We start from the raw sequence: 14,415 nt of genomic DNA on the forward strand, positions 1-14,415 counted from the left end.
AAATGAATTATCCCCTCTGGCCAATCTATTCAACAAATTCGAATTCGTATTTCAGTAGACGAACGATGTCGCCGTCTTTTGCACCGCGAGCACGCAATTCTTCATCTACTCCTAAACCACGAAGTTGACGCGCAAAACGTTTGATGGACTCTTCATGGTTGAAGTTTGTCATGATAAACAGTTTTTCAAGTTTTTCACCTGAAAGTACAAAGGCACCATCCGGATCACGTGTAATCATGAATGGAAGTTCTTCCGCCTCGTGCTTGTAAACCACACGTTGCTCAATTGCTTCCTCTTCATATAATGGATATTCAGGAGCTGTTTCAAGTTCGTCTGCCACCGCATATAAAAGGTCACGAAGACCGCTGCGAGTTAGAGCAGAGATAGGGAAGACTTTCACATCTTCGCCAAGCTGCTCCTTGAATTTTTCAAGATTTTCTTCTGCATCAGGCATGTCCATTTTGTTTGCTACAACAAGTTGAGCACGCTCTGTCAGACGCATATTATATTCTTTCAACTCTGCATTAATTGTTAGGTAATCCTCATACGGATCGCGACCTTCCAATCCGCCCATATCGACCACATGGATGATAACCCTTGTACGCTCGATGTGGCGCAGGAATTGATGTCCTAGTCCCACACCTTCATGTGCACCTTGAATCAATCCCGGTAGATCCGCCATAACAAAGCTTCGGCTGTCTTCGGTTTCAACTACACCAAGGTTAGGTACGATAGTCGTGAAATGGTATTCAGCAATTTTCGGTTTTGCTGCAGAAACAACTGATAAAAGAGTTGATTTTCCTACACTTGGGAAGCCAACAAGACCGACGTCCGCAAGCACTTTTAACTCAAGAACCACATAGCGCTCTTGACCAGGTTCCCCGTTCTCAGCAACTTCTGGAGCCGGGTTTCTAGGCGTTGCAAAACGTGAGTTACCGCGACCACCGCGGCCACCCTTTGCTACAACATATTGCTGACCGTGCTCTGTTAAATCAGCCAATGTTTCTTTTGTATCGTCATCCATTACGACAGTTCCCGGTGGAACCTTTACAATCATGGCTTCCGAGTTTCTTCCGTGCTGGTTTTTGGACATTCCGTGTTCTCCACGAGTCGCTTTAAAGTGACGTTTGTAACGGAAATCCATCAGTGTGCGCAATCCTTCTTCTACTTGAAGAATGACGTCCGCTCCTTTTCCCCCATCACCGCCGGCTGGTCCACCATCCGGTACATATTTCTCACGACGAAAGGCAACCATTCCGTTCCCACCGTCGCCACCTTTTACATAAATCTTGACCTGATCGACAAACATTGATTACTCACTCCGATATGTCAAAAGGTAAAAAATAACCTTTTGCGTTCATTTTTTAAAGCTTGTAAGACACTTGAATGGAACTCTGCTCAGGATGTATTTCTTGTCCAATCACTAAGAAACCATCCGGCTGTGCTTGCAGCCACTCCGTTAAAAAGTTTGTATCTTCTAGTATTCCATTTATATCAAAAAAGAAACGAATTTCCGCTTCTTCTATATGCAAACTTAAAAACAAATGGTTATCTGCTTTTTTGTTTACCGCATTTTCCAGGTCGGTAAACAAAGAAGAAATCCATTTGCACAATAGCTTATCCGCTTTTGACAGATTTACAGGCTCTCCGATTACTTCGTATTCCAGCGAAAATAGTCTCGGCTCCCAATGGAACGTAATCAGATATTCCGCAAATGCAGGGGCTTGTAAATTCGTCAAGTTGGATTCGTGATTGGCTTCCAGCACAATCTCCTCTATCAAATTATTCACTCGCTCCAAGCGTCCAAGCGACAAATTCGCCTTAATCAACTGAATGCGATTAAGCCAATCATGCCTCGAATGACGCAACACATCCAACGTCCCTCTATTTCTCATAATACCGTACTCCTAGTCCCAACATTAATTCCAATACCTTCTTAACTATGTCGATTATAGCATAAAAAAAGAAGAAAAGGGGGTCAGACCCCTAAAGGATTTTAGACCTTTATGTCGAAGGGGAACCAAAGCACTAAATCAAATTCGCTTATAACACTTATAACGCTAATTATTGCTGATAATCACTTGCATTAAAAAAACTCTAACCTAAACATAGGCTAGAGTTCCTTTGGAATTATGCTTCTTGAGCAACAGGATATACGCTAACTTGTTTGCGGTCACGGCCTAGGCGCTCGAAACGAACGATTCCGTCAACCTTCGCGAACAATGTATCGTCGCCACCACGTCCAACGTTTGCTCCTGGGTAAATTTTAGTACCGCGTTGACGGTATAAAATAGAACCACCAGAAACTTGTTGACCGTCTGCACGCTTAGCGCCAAGACGCTTGGACTGAGAGTCACGACCGTTTTTAGTAGAACCTACTCCCTTTTTGGAAGCAAAGAACTGAAGATCTAATCTTAACATGTATTCCACCTCCTACTTAGAAATGGTTATATAATTTCCATAGTCACGTTCAATCGTCTCTAAAGACACAACCATACCTTCTAGCAACAGTTGTACTTTCTCATGTGTCGACTCATCCAAGTTGGATGGGACCGAACATTTTAAAAATCCATCTGCCCCTTGCTCAATATCAGGAGTGACATGACATAATGACATGACCGCGTTCACCGCACCGAAAGATACGGCTGAAACACCGGCACACACAATGTCTGCACCCTTTTTGGCAAAGTTAGCATGTCCAGTTATGGTAAACGATTGGATCAGCTTGTGATCGTCTCGCTTAATTGTAACTTTAATCATCCGATCACCTTTAAATTACAGGTTGATTGCATCAACAGTAACTTTTGTGTAAGGTTGACGATGACCTTGTTTTTTACGGTAGTTTTTCTTCGCTTTGTACTTGAATACAGTAAGCTTCTTCGCACGACCTTGTTTTTCAACTTTAGCCGTTACAGTTGCTCCCGCTACTAGTGGGCTACCGACTTTAACATCGTCGCCACCAACGAAAAGAACCTTGTCGAAAGTTACTACATCTCCAGCAGCACCATCAAGTTTTTCGATGTAGATCGATTGACCTGCTTCAACCTTGATTTGCTTACCACCTGTTTCAATAATTGCGTACATTCTCTTGCACCTCCTCAATAGACTCAGACTCGCCAGTATCAGGTATATGTAACGAATTCACGCTCATATTTAACGGAACCTGGACTGCGCGGTTGTAGCACGGGTGCTACAAACTAACAAAGAACATCTTAGCATATTCCAAACCCTTATGTCAATAAGGTTTCACAGCGTTTTTATCCTTTCTTTCGCATCCTCGACAGATCCGGCAAAACGTATTTCAAAACGTGGAACTCCTTCTTTTTTTATAAAATAAATCTGAAGACCACATCTCCCTATTATATCAGGCAACCCCATCAGTTTGTCCACCACTTCCGAACTTGCTTCCACAACAACTGCTTCCATATCGCTTCCTTTAAACTCCAACAGTTCCCGTTCTAATTGATAGGTGACAGTGTCCAATGAAAATACCACACCTTTCCCATCGCATGGCGAACAAGGTTGCAACAACATCTTCGTCAACGGCTCCCGAACTTTCTTGCGCGTTAACTGCAACAGATTTAATTCCGTAAACCCAATCACTCTGACATGGAAGCGATCTTTCCGAGCCGCGTCCTTCACCTTGCGCAACACCTGCTCCCGCTCACCATCACTCGCCATATCAATAAAATCAACAATAATGATCCCACCGATCTGCCTTAACCGAAGCTGTCTGGCAATCTCGACTGCAGCCTCTAAGTTGGTTTTCAACACAGTCTCTTGCAGGCCGGTCTTGCCTATGTATTTCCCGGTATTGACATCAATGACCGTCATCGCTTCGGTATGTTCGATAATGATATACCCTCCGCTCGGCAGCCACACAATTCGCTTTAAAGCTTTTTCTAGTTCCTGCTCCATCCCTCTTCTTTTAAAGATGCCTTCTTTACCTTGATAAAAACGAACAGGATAGCCTTTCTTTTTCAAAATCTGCGAAGTCCCAGCATCATCCACCTCTATCAGGCTCACCTCGGCAGGCGGGATTTCCCGAATTATTTTCGATAAAAAATAATCCTCTTCATGAGCAAGGGAAGGTATCTTGACTGCCGCATCTTGTTTCTCCTGCACCTCAAGGAACTGTCGCTGCAACTCAAGCAGTTCCGCTTCGACCACTTCGGAGGCAACATGCTCGCTTGCTGTTCGTAAAATAACTCCTTCATCCGAAGTCAGCCACTCTTGCAAAAGACTGCGCCATTCCTTCCTTTTAGCATCTGACATTTTCTTGGAAATGGCTTTATATTTCCCGTAAGGCTGGTACACAATATGTGTTCCTGGAAACTCAAGGAGACTGGTCAGCTTGGCACCCTTCGTTCCCTCGCCTTCCTTCACCACCTGCACGAGAATTGCTTCTCCCTGGTGGACGAAATGGGAAATCCCCTTTTGCTCCTTTTCCGCTTTAGAAAGCGCGGATGTCTGATAAGAACATAAATGGTCGCGATGAAGATATCCTGGCTTCTTTTGCCCAAAATCAACAAAAGCGGCTTGCATGCCTGGCAGGACATTCACAACGCGACCAATATAAATATTCCCTTCTATCGGATGCGTTGTCGGCCGATCAATCAGCAGCTCGACAATTTTATCATCCTCTTTTATCGCGACTCTTTTTTCCGTCGCCTTCATATCCATAATTAACTCTATCAATGAATTAGCCTCAGCTTTCGAAGTGATTAGTATGAATACAGGATATCTCCTATATCAATTGTCGTCAACTTCTCCTTGAAATAAGCATGAAGCAGTTCATTTTCATCAAGTGGCGGCTGTTTGTCCTTCCCCTTCATTACAATGATATTGTGCTTGCAGTCTCGCTTAAACTTCTGAAGCACCTGATGAATCTTTTCTTTTTCATCCACGACAATCGGCGTTATGGTAGAAAACGTAGAATTCTTTCCATAATAACGCTCCATCAAAAAACGCATAAAGACAAAGTGCCGCTGCTTCCACTCTGTATATAAGGAAAAAAACAAGAACACGGTGATAATCCATATATTAATGTGCAACGGATCAATGACCAGATAGGTTGCACAAAAAAGTGCTAGGAAAACAAAAGAAGCTTGCAATGTTCGCTCATGCGCCTGTGCAAATGCAGACGTGCGACTGAACAACAACCCCATGATTTTCCCTCCGTCCAGAGGCCATATCGGCAAAAGGTTCACAAGGAAAATCATTATATTAAGTGTAAAAAACATTTCCCACATGCCTGCCGAAAGATAGCCCAGCTTAAAAAGAAGAAACCCTCCTGCTGAAAGCCATACATGCTGTAATGGACCAGCTAGCGTCACTATTAATTCCTCTTTTAACGGACGGTTGCCATGCTCCTCCATTTCAGCAACCCCGCCAAACGGCAGCAACAAAATCTGTTTGATGCGCCAGTTGTAATGCGTCGCCGCAACTCCATGGCCCAATTCATGAATAAATACGATAAAAAACAAGATAAGTAGCTCCCGGAAATTTGCCGTTAAAATGGCCAACCCGGCGAGAAACCACATCAGTGGATGTACATGAACCTTCTGTAATAGCCTCAGCCATTTATTATTCAAATGAGATCACCTGCATAGGGTCGATAAATTCATTGTCTTTTTGGATGGCAAAATAAAACATCCCCTTTGAACCATCCTCAAGCATCGTCGTTTTTCCAAGGACATCGCCTGTTTCAATAAAATCAAAAAGCTTCACTTCCACTTCACCAAGCTGCCCATACCACGTATAGCTATCATCAGGATGTTGGATGATGATTGTCTTGCCGGTATCCTCCCTGTTTCCCACAAACGACACAAACCCACCGTTCATGGCCTCCACATTGGAATGAGCCATCGTTTCCACCATCACACCTTGCCCGTTTGCCTCAAAGCTTTCGAAAACTCGTCCAGACGCCGGAATGACGTAATCATCTGCATTGACATTAGGCTGCTCTGTATTTTTCGGCAATGGCAATAATGCCAACGACTTTCCGAATTTATCCTCATACCAAGTAGTAAACGCTGCAAACTGGAAGCTGTGCTCCATTGTTTCTGAAACAAACTGCCGTGGCTTTTCAAAAGTACTCGCAGGATTTTGGAACATAATGGCCACCACCAGCACAAGAATCGCCGAAGCCAAAATCTTAAACAGGAAAAGCTCCTTGTTGAACAACGGATGCCCCCCACCTCCATCAGGTCCCCCTTCATAAGAGGTGTAACTAGAACCACCATACCTTTCCTCATCACGCACCAACTGCTGCGTGGACCCTATGTTACTTCGTTTCGGCAACTGATTCTGCCGCTGCCGTCTTCTCTTTGCGGCCCTTCTTCTTATTTCCGCTATCCGATCATTCATACAAACACCCTTCCCGCAAATAGGTTTGTACCATTTTATGACTTGTCCCGGGAGGATATGACGGGGGGATTGTGCAAAAAGAAAAACTTTCCCAGTGAAGAGAAAGTTTAATTGTATTCTGTGTTATTAACTTTGATACTTCCGTTACCTTTTTTATTAGGTTTTTTTATAAACATCGCATTTCCCTGAATGTCGATGAGACCATTTCCTTTTAGACTAACATTGTTATGGAAGTCAGCCGCTCCATTAACAAGAATTTCATTGCTTCCCCCAATATCAATACTATTATTAAATACTCCAGATCCCTCTATTAATAGATAACCTTTAGGGGAACCTTTTAGATCAACTGTCCCATTAATTACAATAGAACCGTAAACTTCCAACTTCGCTTGTGCTTTTATATCAATGTGTTCATTTATTACGAAGCTACCTTTTAAAATGCAGTGATCTTTTGCTTTCAATGTAATCGTACCGTTCTTTTTTTTATTTAATAAACATGATAGCCCCTCATTTTCAGTAGGAGGTACTGGTGGGTCTGGATTTGGATTTGGATCTGGGCTTGGGTCTGGATCTGTATCCGGGTTTGAGTTATCTTTGTTCGATGAATTTTTTATTTGAAATACTTCTTCTTCTTCAAACACCTGATTATCAACAATTGCTCTACTTGTATATTTAATAATATAGTAACCATTCTCCTCTGTAATGGAGCTATAGCCAACCTGATACGACAGCTTATTGGATTCTGAAGGTAATACTAATGGTTCTGTTTCATCAACAGTAGACAATTTATCTTTAATGTCCCCTAATGATAAACTCGTCTCTCCACCGATTTCACCTATTTTACTATTTATTTCATTCCGAAAATAATGTTTCCCCATATCAATTAAGTTTTCTGATTGAATTAACACCTCTGACTTATTATTTTGCAAGGTGCTATTCATCACAGCGCTCGCTAAAACCGGCGCCATCAATCCAACAACAACAATTATTAGCAATACCATTAGAAGGGTGTAGCCAGATTCATTTTTCATTAATGGTTTCAATTGTAAATTCCCCCTTTTATTCCCCTATATTTATATAGTGAAAGGTATCATAGATAAATCGTTCTTTATCGTTTGTTAAAGAATGACTAATTTTAATATGTAATCGATATAAATCGAGAGAATTTTCATTAGTATTCTGGCAAATATTGATGTAAGTAAAATATTTTCTATTATTCATTTCTGTAACTAGTCTATTTGGGTCCTGAGAATCTGTAGTGAAATTTAATTCATCAGCTAAGAAGGAACTAATTGAAAGTGGATTTTGACAGGAGTAATTAATATTAGGCGTACTTTCTAATAGGTCTATTATACTACTATTTTCCACATTGTACAAAATAGATTCTGCAACATTCATTCCTGTTAAGTTATCTTCTTCACGAATAGAATGTAGAAGCGCTTGTGAAAAAAAGCTCAAGAATGATAGAATAATAATACTAAGTATCACAATGGATAATAATACCTCTAATAATGTAAAGCCTTTTTCTTCATTTATATTTTTCAATTGTACCTACCTACTTTTCTACTATTAAAACACATAAGTTTAATTTTATCCCATAAGAAGATGGTGAGAATATGACTAAAAAAAATTTATTAAACGAACAAGGCATTACCTTAATTGAGTTACTTGCAACTATCGTAATAAGCTCATTAATTATTGGCCTGGTTACAAATGTGTTCATTTCCGCTTCTAAGCAAAATGAACTAGTAACTAATCATAATTCACTGAGACAAGAAGCTAATCTTATTATTAGCAAATTAAGACAAATTCATCAAGCAGAATCTTATACTTTGTGTTACGAATCTAATAATCAGTTCTATTTTGATAAGCAGTTTACCAATAAAATTACATCTGATCAATTTTACTTTTCTGATGTATTAATTGATAATTCTAGTACGTCTATTACTAGTAATGGGCAGTGCATAGAAAATGTAGACGTACTTTCACCACTATTAGTTAAATTCACATTACAAAACTTAGACGGTCAAACTTACGATATGAATACTGTTATTAATCGTTTAAACCCAATTACAGCTGTTGAAACACCACCTTTGGAAGAGGAAGAAGAAGTCATTATTGATGAAGATTCTGGTAATTACACCGACTCACCATCTAGATGTACATATGAAGGTAATACTAGAACTAATGACTCAACGTTTGCACCGACATGGGGAACAAAGTGTCAAATCACAAAAGTAAAGAATGGTAGTTTCATGTTAAACAATAATGTTACAGTTTTCGAAAGTACTGAAATAAATGTAGACCATAATCTTATTGCAAAGCTGCCTTATACAATGCAACATCAATCAAACTTAAATGTTGGAAAGAGCGCAAAGTTCTACGATGCTATTAAACTTCTATCTGATTCTGTAATGTATATATCTCAAAATCTCGAAGCATTAAAAGATATTCGGTTGGACAATAATTCAAATATCATAGTAGAAAGAGACGCTAAAATTGAAGGGTTAGAAACTTATACTAATACAAACTTTGATATTGGCGGTGACTTTCTCGCTGACAAACAAGTTAAGCTAGAGAATCAATCGACCATATCAATAGGTGGAAATGCACAAATTGAGGGTGACTTAGAGATTAAAGGTAAAGGCAATGTTTCTGTTCTTGGAAATTATCATTCTAGAGGCATGACAAAACTCCAAGATACAGCGTTATTGCAAATTTATGGAGATGCTACTTTCGAATCGCCTATATCTTTAATTGGCGGAAATAGTGGAAAGGTATGTGTGAAAGGAGAAGCCATCTTTTCCTCCTCACAAGACCGCAGTAAAGTTTCCTATGCTTCTTCTTGCGAAGGGCAACCTAATGGTACAATTTTCGTATTAAATAATCAGTAAAAAAAGCGGAAGGGAAATTTGCATTTTCCCTTACCGCTTTTTTATTTTTACCGTACACCAAAGAATTTTTTAATTTTAAACATAACTCCCTTGTTCTCATCTTCAAGGGATTGAAGCGGAACGGATTCCCCAAGGATTCGCCTTGCAATGTTGCGATATGCAATGGACGCTCTACTTGTAGTATCCATGACGATCGGTTCACCGCTGTTGGACGCGCGGATGACACTGTCGTCATCTGCTACGATTCCAATGATATCGATTGCCAAAATGGATACAATTTCATCTACATCCAGCATCTCACCGTTTTTCACCATGTGGTTTCGGATACGGTTAACTACAAGTCTTGGTGGTTCCATGTTTTCTTCTTTTTCAAGCAGGCCGATAATTCGGTCTGCGTCTCTAACGGAGGAAACTTCAGGTGTGGTCACGACAATGGCTCTGTCTGCGCCTGCGATGGCGTTTTGGAAGCCTTGTTCGATTCCTGCAGGACAATCTATAATAATATAATCATAGTCTTGTTTTAACTCTGCAACTAGTTTCTTCATCTGTTCAGGCTTTACTGCCGACTTGTCACTTGTTTGAGCGGCCGGCAGAAGCTTTAAGCATTCAAAGCGTTTATCATTGATTAAAGCCTGGTGCGTTTTACAACGTCCTTCGATTACGTCCACCAGGTCATAGATAATACGATTTTCAAGCCCCATGACAACATCTAAGTTCCTTAACCCAATATCTGTATCTACTAAACATACTCTTTTTCCTTGTAAGGCAAGAGCCGTTCCGATATTTGCAGAAGTTGTTGTCTTGCCGACTCCACCTTTACCAGAAGTAATTACGATAGCCTCTCCCACTTGTTACATTCTCCTTTCAAGCCGTGTTAACATCGGTCTTAGTTGTGAAAGCAATTGTAAGCGGTCTATGACAATTTGATCTGAATCATTTATATAGGCGCACTCCATTTCACTGCTTCCTTCTAGTTGCTCACTTAAATCTGGAGCGCGGTTTATCGTGTTATCGATAGAAAGCAAGGTTGGTTTCATCAAGCTCGCTGCAATGACGGCATCTTTTTTGCCTTGAAGCCCTGCATATGCGCTGCCGCGTAATGCGCCAAGGACAAAGACATTGCCGCCTGCCTTCACTGTTCCACCAGGATTGACATCGCCGATGAGGAGAAGGTCGCCCTCTACCTCCAGCACTTGTCCTGAACGGATCATCCGTGCAACGGGAACGATTTCTGATTCCTTTTTCCACTGAATGGCCTGTTCTTTTGTGACGACATTGCTTTCGATGTCTTCCACGATAAAGTTTTTCTTGCTTCGTATTACATCTCGCAGTTTTTCTTGCTGCTTATTGGTTAGAAAACGATTCCCGACCTTTAATCGTACTCCAAGGAGCGGGGTTTCGTCTGGATTGCTATTCGACGTTAATTTTGCTTCTATTTCAGCTAAAAGCTCTTGAAATGAGCATGTATCATCGAGATGCAGGGTTAGCCCCTCTTTTGTGCCCTTAATGGTTACATACTGTTGTTTTTGTCTATTCACGACGTTCACCTCAACAAGTATATAATTCGACATCGTCCTTCTATTTCCTTTTTCCTATACTCATAAAATAAAAAAAGATTGCTAGAATTAGTATGTAATGGAAAAGCCCGTCCCTTTAACAGGGATTGGGCTTAATTAAACTTTAAAGATCCTCTTAAAACGCCGCTGTTGATTTCCACACCAGGCTTCGCCTGCGGGGTCTCAACATTGTCGCTACTCCCCCTCAGCCTTTCGTTCCAATCAACAGCTGGTAATCTCATTTAACATTAAAATCTAATTACGTTAACTCATCTTTCTGCTCGATTGCTAGGCGTTCCATGAAAAGTTTGATTGGGAAGAGCAGAAGCAATGCGATGACGGCATTAAAGACGAGTGTTGGTACCATGCGTATGGATAGGAATTCGGAATGTGTCAGCTCGGTGGTTCCGATAAGTGAGTGAATACCAAATACGAGATGCTCTGTAATGGAGATGGACACCAACACCATTAGAAATGAGATCAAGTAGTTTGTATTCACAAAACGTAAAATACTAGACACGATATATACCGATATCCCGAAAGCAAACAAATAGACACCTAGTATTTCAGTGTAGACTACATCATACAAAAAGCCGAAAAGCATCGCGCAGATTAAGCCAACATACGGACTTGTATAGATGGCACACAGTGCGATGACAATGAGCATGTACCGTGGCACGATAATCCAATCTTCATTGAAACTATGCAGACCAAAGAAGTCGACACTCATACTTTCTAGGATAAACAAGAAAAGAAGCAGGGCTGGTAAGACGTATTTTCTCACTCAGAGCCCCCCTCTTCATCTTCAGATGCTTCTTCTTCAGATTCGACTGGTTCATCACCTGATATTAGTGTTCGCTTAACGATCATCACTTGGTTGATGTCATAGAAATCAGCTGCAGGCTTCACATAGGCCATTTGCGTTAATCCATACTCATCTGCTACTACTTCCGTTACTTCCCCAATCATCAATCCTTCAGGGAATACACCACCAAGACCTGAAGATAGGACAGTTTCCCCTTCTTTTACTTCTGCTTGGTGAGGAATCCGTTTTAATAACAGGGCACCTTTTTCTTCATCATATCCTTCAATCAATCCGAAGATATCTTCTTCTCCTTGTATGTAGGCAGAGATTCGATTCTTAGGATCCAATGAACTTAACAATTGCACAGTGGAAGTGAAAGCATTGGCCTGCTTTATTTTACCAATCAGTCCGCCCGATGTGATGACGGCCATGTCTTTTTCCACGCCATTTTGCTTACCCTTATTCACTGTAATCTGTTCGACCCATTGGTCTGGGTTTCTGCCGATGACAGTGGCTGGTTTTGGTTCATAATCGCTCAGTGAATCGAGCTCTCCGATCACTTCACGGAATTCTTCATTTTCTTGTTCTAGCTTTTGGACTTTTGTTTCTAAGAGAGCATATTCTTCTAGTCTAGCACGTAGCAGTTTATTCTCTTCATACGTATCCTTTAGATATCCTACATTATCAAAGAAACCCGCGACAACATGTGCGGGTCTATAAAAGATAGATTGGACAAAACCTGTCGAGTCCTTGACGAACTGTTCAGGCCATGTCAAATCGTCCCGTTCTTTTAAAGAGAAACCAATCAATGCCACTAGAAAAATTAAGCTCACCAACAAAATAATCAACCTTTTATTGAGGAAAAATTGTGGCATGACTTAACACCTACTTAGCGATAATCTCTTGATTTCTTTTTAAACTCATCAATATAATCCAATGCTTTCCCTGTTCCGATAGCAACACAATCCAATGGATTTTCAGCAATAATGACCGGCATTTTTGTTTCTTCACTGATTACTTTATCTAGGTTGCGAAGTAATGCTCCGCCACCTGTAAGGACAATTCCACGGTCCATAATATCAGATGCTAATTCTGGTGGAGTGCGTTCTAATGTTGCTTTTACAGAGTCTACAATGGCAGTTACTGTATCCTTTAACGCTTCTCCCACTTCTTTAGCAGTAATTTCTACCGTTTTTGGCAAGCCTGTTAACAGGTCACGTCCACGGATATCCATTGGTTCAATGCCCTCTGGGTCTCCTGCAGAACCAACTTCAAGCTTTAATGCTTCCGCTGTGCGCTCCCCGATCATCAAGTTGTAGTTTTTACGGATATAAGCGATGATTGCATCATCCATTTCATCCCCGGCAACACGGATAGACTGGCTGGTAACAATTCCACCTAAGGAAATGATCGCAACTTCTGTCGTACCGCCACCGATATCAACGACCATGCTTCCTGTTGGTTCCCAAACTGGAAGATTGGCACCAATTGCTGCTGCAAAAGGCTCTTCGATTGGGTATGCGTCACGCGCACCTGCTTGACGAGTCGCATCGATTACCGCTCTTTCTTCAACCGCTGTGATTCCGGATGGTACACATACCATCACATAAGGCTTGCGGGAGAAGGAGCTTTTGTTTTTTAACGCTTGTTTAATATAATATTTCATCATCGTTGCCGTTGTTTCGTAGTCCGCAATAACTCCGTCTTTCATCGGACGTAATGCGACAACATTCCCCGGCGTACGACCGATCATGTTCTTTGCGTCGTTCCCGACCGCTACAATGGATCTTGTGTCGGTTTGCAGCGCCACAACCGACGGCTCACGCACAACAATCCCTTTTCCTTTAATAAAAACTAATGTATTGGCTGTTCCCAAGTCAATACCAAGATCTCTCGTTCCAAACATATAAGTGTATCTCCCTTTCTGATACTAATGCGTAATAGTGGTAAATGAAAAGTGATTAAACGGACGAAGCATGCCCATATATTTTCATCAACATGTGGATAAAGTTTATTGTAGAAATTTGATGAATTAAGAAGGTTGTCCTTCCAAACTCATGAGTAATATTATAGCGTAGGATGTCAAAAAAGCATAGTACTTACACGTAGCCTTTTTCTTTCAAACTGATGAATTTCTGATCACCGATGATTAAATGGTCCAAAAGCTCTATACCGATAAGCTTTCCACATTCACTCAGTCGTTTCGTCACATCTATGTCCTCACGACTTGGTGCCGGGTCACCTGATGGATGATTATGGATACAAATGAACGACGCGGCTGACCGCCTGAAAGCTTCCTTGAACACCTCGCGCGGATGGACGATGCTCGCATTCAAGCTCCCAATGAAGACAGTCTGTTGATGAAGAACCTGATTTTTCGTATTTAAGTAGAGGCAGACAAAATGCTCTTGTGATAAAAAGCGCATGTCTTCCATGACAAAATTCGCTGCATCTTCAGGCGATCGTATGACATACCTGTCCTCATATTGCAACCGGTGAATTCTTCGCCCAAGCTCCACCGCTGCCATTAATTGAACAGCCTTTACCTTCCCAATACCCTTTGTATCCGTAATCTCTTCAATGGAAGCGTCCTTTAACAATCGTAGCCCTTCAAAGTTAACCAATAACTTGTTTGCAAGCTGCAAGACCGATTCTTCTTTCGAACCTGTACGAAGCAGGATTGCTAGAAGTTCATGGTTGGACAGGCTTTTGGGCCCATCCTGAATCATTCTTTCTCTTGGCCGTTGATCTTCTGGATAATCTTTAATCATCAGTGCAGTGGTTTTAGTGG

The 14,415-nt window shown here is 41.2% G+C and carries 17 protein-coding genes and 1 other annotated feature; of the genes, 1 reads left to right on the forward strand and 16 read right to left on the reverse strand.

Features of this window, described 5'->3' with window-relative positions; genetic code table 11:
* Positions 1 to 25: 25 nt before the first annotated feature.
* From obgE to B4U37_RS15995, 10 genes are all read right to left on the reverse strand, one after another.
* Positions 26 to 1,309 carry a GTPase ObgE gene (gene obgE / locus B4U37_RS15950; protein ID WP_088018988.1) on the reverse strand — a complete coding sequence of 428 codons (1,284 nt, stop codon included), beginning with the start codon at positions 1,307 to 1,309 and terminating at the stop codon, positions 26 to 28.
* 55 nt (positions 1,310 to 1,364) lie between these two features.
* Positions 1,365 to 1,895 carry a Spo0B C-terminal domain-containing protein gene (locus B4U37_RS15955; RefSeq protein WP_088018989.1) on the reverse strand — a complete coding sequence of 177 codons (531 nt, stop codon included), beginning with the start codon at positions 1,893 to 1,895 and terminating at the stop codon, positions 1,365 to 1,367.
* A 235-nt stretch (positions 1,896 to 2,130) separates the two neighbouring features.
* Positions 2,131 to 2,421: a 50S ribosomal protein L27 gene (gene rpmA / locus B4U37_RS15960; RefSeq protein WP_010195927.1), complete on the reverse strand. Its 291-nt coding sequence runs from the start codon at positions 2,419 to 2,421 to the stop codon at positions 2,131 to 2,133.
* A 12-nt stretch (positions 2,422 to 2,433) separates the two neighbouring features.
* Positions 2,434 to 2,760 carry a ribosomal-processing cysteine protease Prp gene (locus B4U37_RS15965; protein ID WP_088018990.1) on the reverse strand — a complete coding sequence of 109 codons (327 nt, stop codon included), beginning with the start codon at positions 2,758 to 2,760 and terminating at the stop codon, positions 2,434 to 2,436.
* Positions 2,761 to 2,775: 15 nt separating this feature from the next.
* Positions 2,776 to 3,084: a 50S ribosomal protein L21 gene (gene rplU / locus B4U37_RS15970; RefSeq protein WP_088018991.1), complete on the reverse strand. Its 309-nt coding sequence runs from the start codon at positions 3,082 to 3,084 to the stop codon at positions 2,776 to 2,778.
* Positions 3,085 to 3,099: 15 nt separating this feature from the next.
* Positions 3,100 to 3,188: a sequence feature (ribosomal protein L21 leader region), on the reverse strand.
* Positions 3,189 to 3,246: 58 nt separating this feature from the next.
* Positions 3,247 to 4,698: an Rne/Rng family ribonuclease gene (locus B4U37_RS15975; protein WP_157663808.1), complete on the reverse strand. Its 1,452-nt coding sequence runs from the start codon at positions 4,696 to 4,698 to the stop codon at positions 3,247 to 3,249.
* A gap of 26 nt (positions 4,699 to 4,724) precedes the next feature.
* Positions 4,725 to 5,594, reverse strand: a complete 870-nt coding sequence (locus B4U37_RS15980; protein WP_281252737.1) for a M50 family metallopeptidase — start codon at positions 5,592 to 5,594, stop codon at positions 4,725 to 4,727.
* The gene (locus B4U37_RS15985; RefSeq protein WP_088018993.1) at positions 5,587 to 6,369 is read right to left on the reverse strand and encodes a M23 family metallopeptidase; all 783 of its coding nucleotides are present in this window, start codon (positions 6,367 to 6,369) and stop codon (positions 5,587 to 5,589) included. Before B4U37_RS15985 ends, B4U37_RS15980 begins: the two co-directional genes overlap by 8 nt.
* A gap of 107 nt (positions 6,370 to 6,476) precedes the next feature.
* Complete coding sequence (locus B4U37_RS15990; RefSeq protein ID WP_088018994.1) at positions 6,477 to 7,412, reverse strand: pilus assembly FimT family protein; 936 nt, start codon at positions 7,410 to 7,412, stop codon at positions 6,477 to 6,479.
* 16 nt (positions 7,413 to 7,428) lie between these two features.
* On the reverse strand, positions 7,429 to 7,914 hold the full coding sequence (locus B4U37_RS15995; RefSeq protein ID WP_088018995.1) for a prepilin-type N-terminal cleavage/methylation domain-containing protein: 486 nt from the start codon (positions 7,912 to 7,914) through the stop codon (positions 7,429 to 7,431).
* Positions 7,915 to 7,985: 71 nt separating this feature from the next.
* On the opposite strand from B4U37_RS15995, the gene B4U37_RS16000 reads away from it, so the two are divergent.
* Entirely contained in the window at positions 7,986 to 9,263 is a 1,278-nt protein-coding gene (locus B4U37_RS16000; protein ID WP_088018996.1) for a PilW family protein, read from the forward strand.
* Positions 9,264 to 9,310: 47 nt separating this feature from the next.
* On the opposite strand, the gene minD is transcribed toward B4U37_RS16000, so the two are convergent.
* The 6 genes from minD to radC form a co-directional block, all read right to left on the reverse strand.
* Positions 9,311 to 10,111 (reverse strand): septum site-determining protein MinD, encoded by an 801-nt coding sequence (gene minD / locus B4U37_RS16005; RefSeq protein ID WP_010195909.1) that lies wholly within the window; start codon positions 10,109 to 10,111, stop codon positions 9,311 to 9,313.
* 3 nt (positions 10,112 to 10,114) lie between these two features.
* Positions 10,115 to 10,834, reverse strand: a complete 720-nt coding sequence (gene minC / locus B4U37_RS16010; protein WP_010195907.1) for a septum site-determining protein MinC — start codon at positions 10,832 to 10,834, stop codon at positions 10,115 to 10,117.
* A 244-nt stretch (positions 10,835 to 11,078) separates the two neighbouring features.
* The gene (gene mreD, locus B4U37_RS16015; RefSeq protein WP_088018997.1) at positions 11,079 to 11,603 is read right to left on the reverse strand and encodes a rod shape-determining protein MreD; all 525 of its coding nucleotides are present in this window, start codon (positions 11,601 to 11,603) and stop codon (positions 11,079 to 11,081) included.
* A complete protein-coding gene (gene mreC / locus B4U37_RS16020) occupies positions 11,600 to 12,499 on the reverse strand; it encodes a rod shape-determining protein MreC (protein WP_088018998.1) in 900 nt (299 codons plus the stop codon). Before mreC ends, mreD begins: the two co-directional genes overlap by 4 nt.
* 14 nt (positions 12,500 to 12,513) lie before the next feature.
* Positions 12,514 to 13,530 carry a rod shape-determining protein gene (locus B4U37_RS16025; protein WP_010195904.1) on the reverse strand — a complete coding sequence of 339 codons (1,017 nt, stop codon included), beginning with the start codon at positions 13,528 to 13,530 and terminating at the stop codon, positions 12,514 to 12,516.
* A gap of 193 nt (positions 13,531 to 13,723) precedes the next feature.
* Positions 13,724 to 14,395 carry a RadC family protein gene (radC, locus tag B4U37_RS16030; RefSeq protein WP_034774828.1) on the reverse strand — a complete coding sequence of 224 codons (672 nt, stop codon included), beginning with the start codon at positions 14,393 to 14,395 and terminating at the stop codon, positions 13,724 to 13,726.
* Positions 14,396 to 14,415 lie beyond the last annotated feature (20 nt).

The sequence above is a fragment of the Sutcliffiella horikoshii genome (assembly GCF_002157855.1).
Lineage (GTDB): Bacteria > Bacillota > Bacilli > Bacillales > Bacillaceae_I > Sutcliffiella_A > Sutcliffiella_A horikoshii_C.

What these genes read in the sequence shown, in the direction of transcription:
- obgE (WP_088018988.1), bottom strand. Translation starts at nt 1,309, where the DNA reads ATGTTTGTCGATCAGGTCAAGATTTATGTAAAAGGTGGCGACGGTGGG.
- B4U37_RS15955 (WP_088018989.1), bottom strand. Translation starts at nt 1,895, where the DNA reads ATGAGAAATAGAGGGACGTTGGATGTGTTGCGTCATTCGAGGCATGAT.
- rpmA (WP_010195927.1), bottom strand. Translation starts at nt 2,421, where the DNA reads ATGTTAAGATTAGATCTTCAGTTCTTTGCTTCCAAAAAGGGAGTAGGT.
- B4U37_RS15965 (WP_088018990.1), bottom strand. Translation starts at nt 2,760, where the DNA reads ATGATTAAAGTTACAATTAAGCGAGACGATCACAAGCTGATCCAATCG.
- rplU (WP_088018991.1), bottom strand. Translation starts at nt 3,084, where the DNA reads ATGTACGCAATTATTGAAACAGGTGGTAAGCAAATCAAGGTTGAAGCA.
- B4U37_RS15985 (WP_088018993.1), bottom strand. Translation starts at nt 6,369, where the DNA reads ATGAATGATCGGATAGCGGAAATAAGAAGAAGGGCCGCAAAGAGAAGA.
- B4U37_RS16000 (WP_088018996.1), top strand. Translation starts at nt 7,986, where the DNA reads ATGACTAAAAAAAATTTATTAAACGAACAAGGCATTACCTTAATTGAG.
- minC (WP_010195907.1), bottom strand. Translation starts at nt 10,834, where the DNA reads ATGTCGAATTATATACTTGTTGAGGTGAACGTCGTGAATAGACAAAAA.
- mreC (WP_088018998.1), bottom strand. Translation starts at nt 12,499, where the DNA reads ATGCCACAATTTTTCCTCAATAAAAGGTTGATTATTTTGTTGGTGAGC.
- B4U37_RS16025 (WP_010195904.1), bottom strand. Translation starts at nt 13,530, where the DNA reads ATGTTTGGAACGAGAGATCTTGGTATTGACTTGGGAACAGCCAATACA.
- radC (WP_034774828.1), bottom strand. Translation starts at nt 14,395, where the DNA reads ATGATTAAAGATTATCCAGAAGATCAACGGCCAAGAGAAAGAATGATT.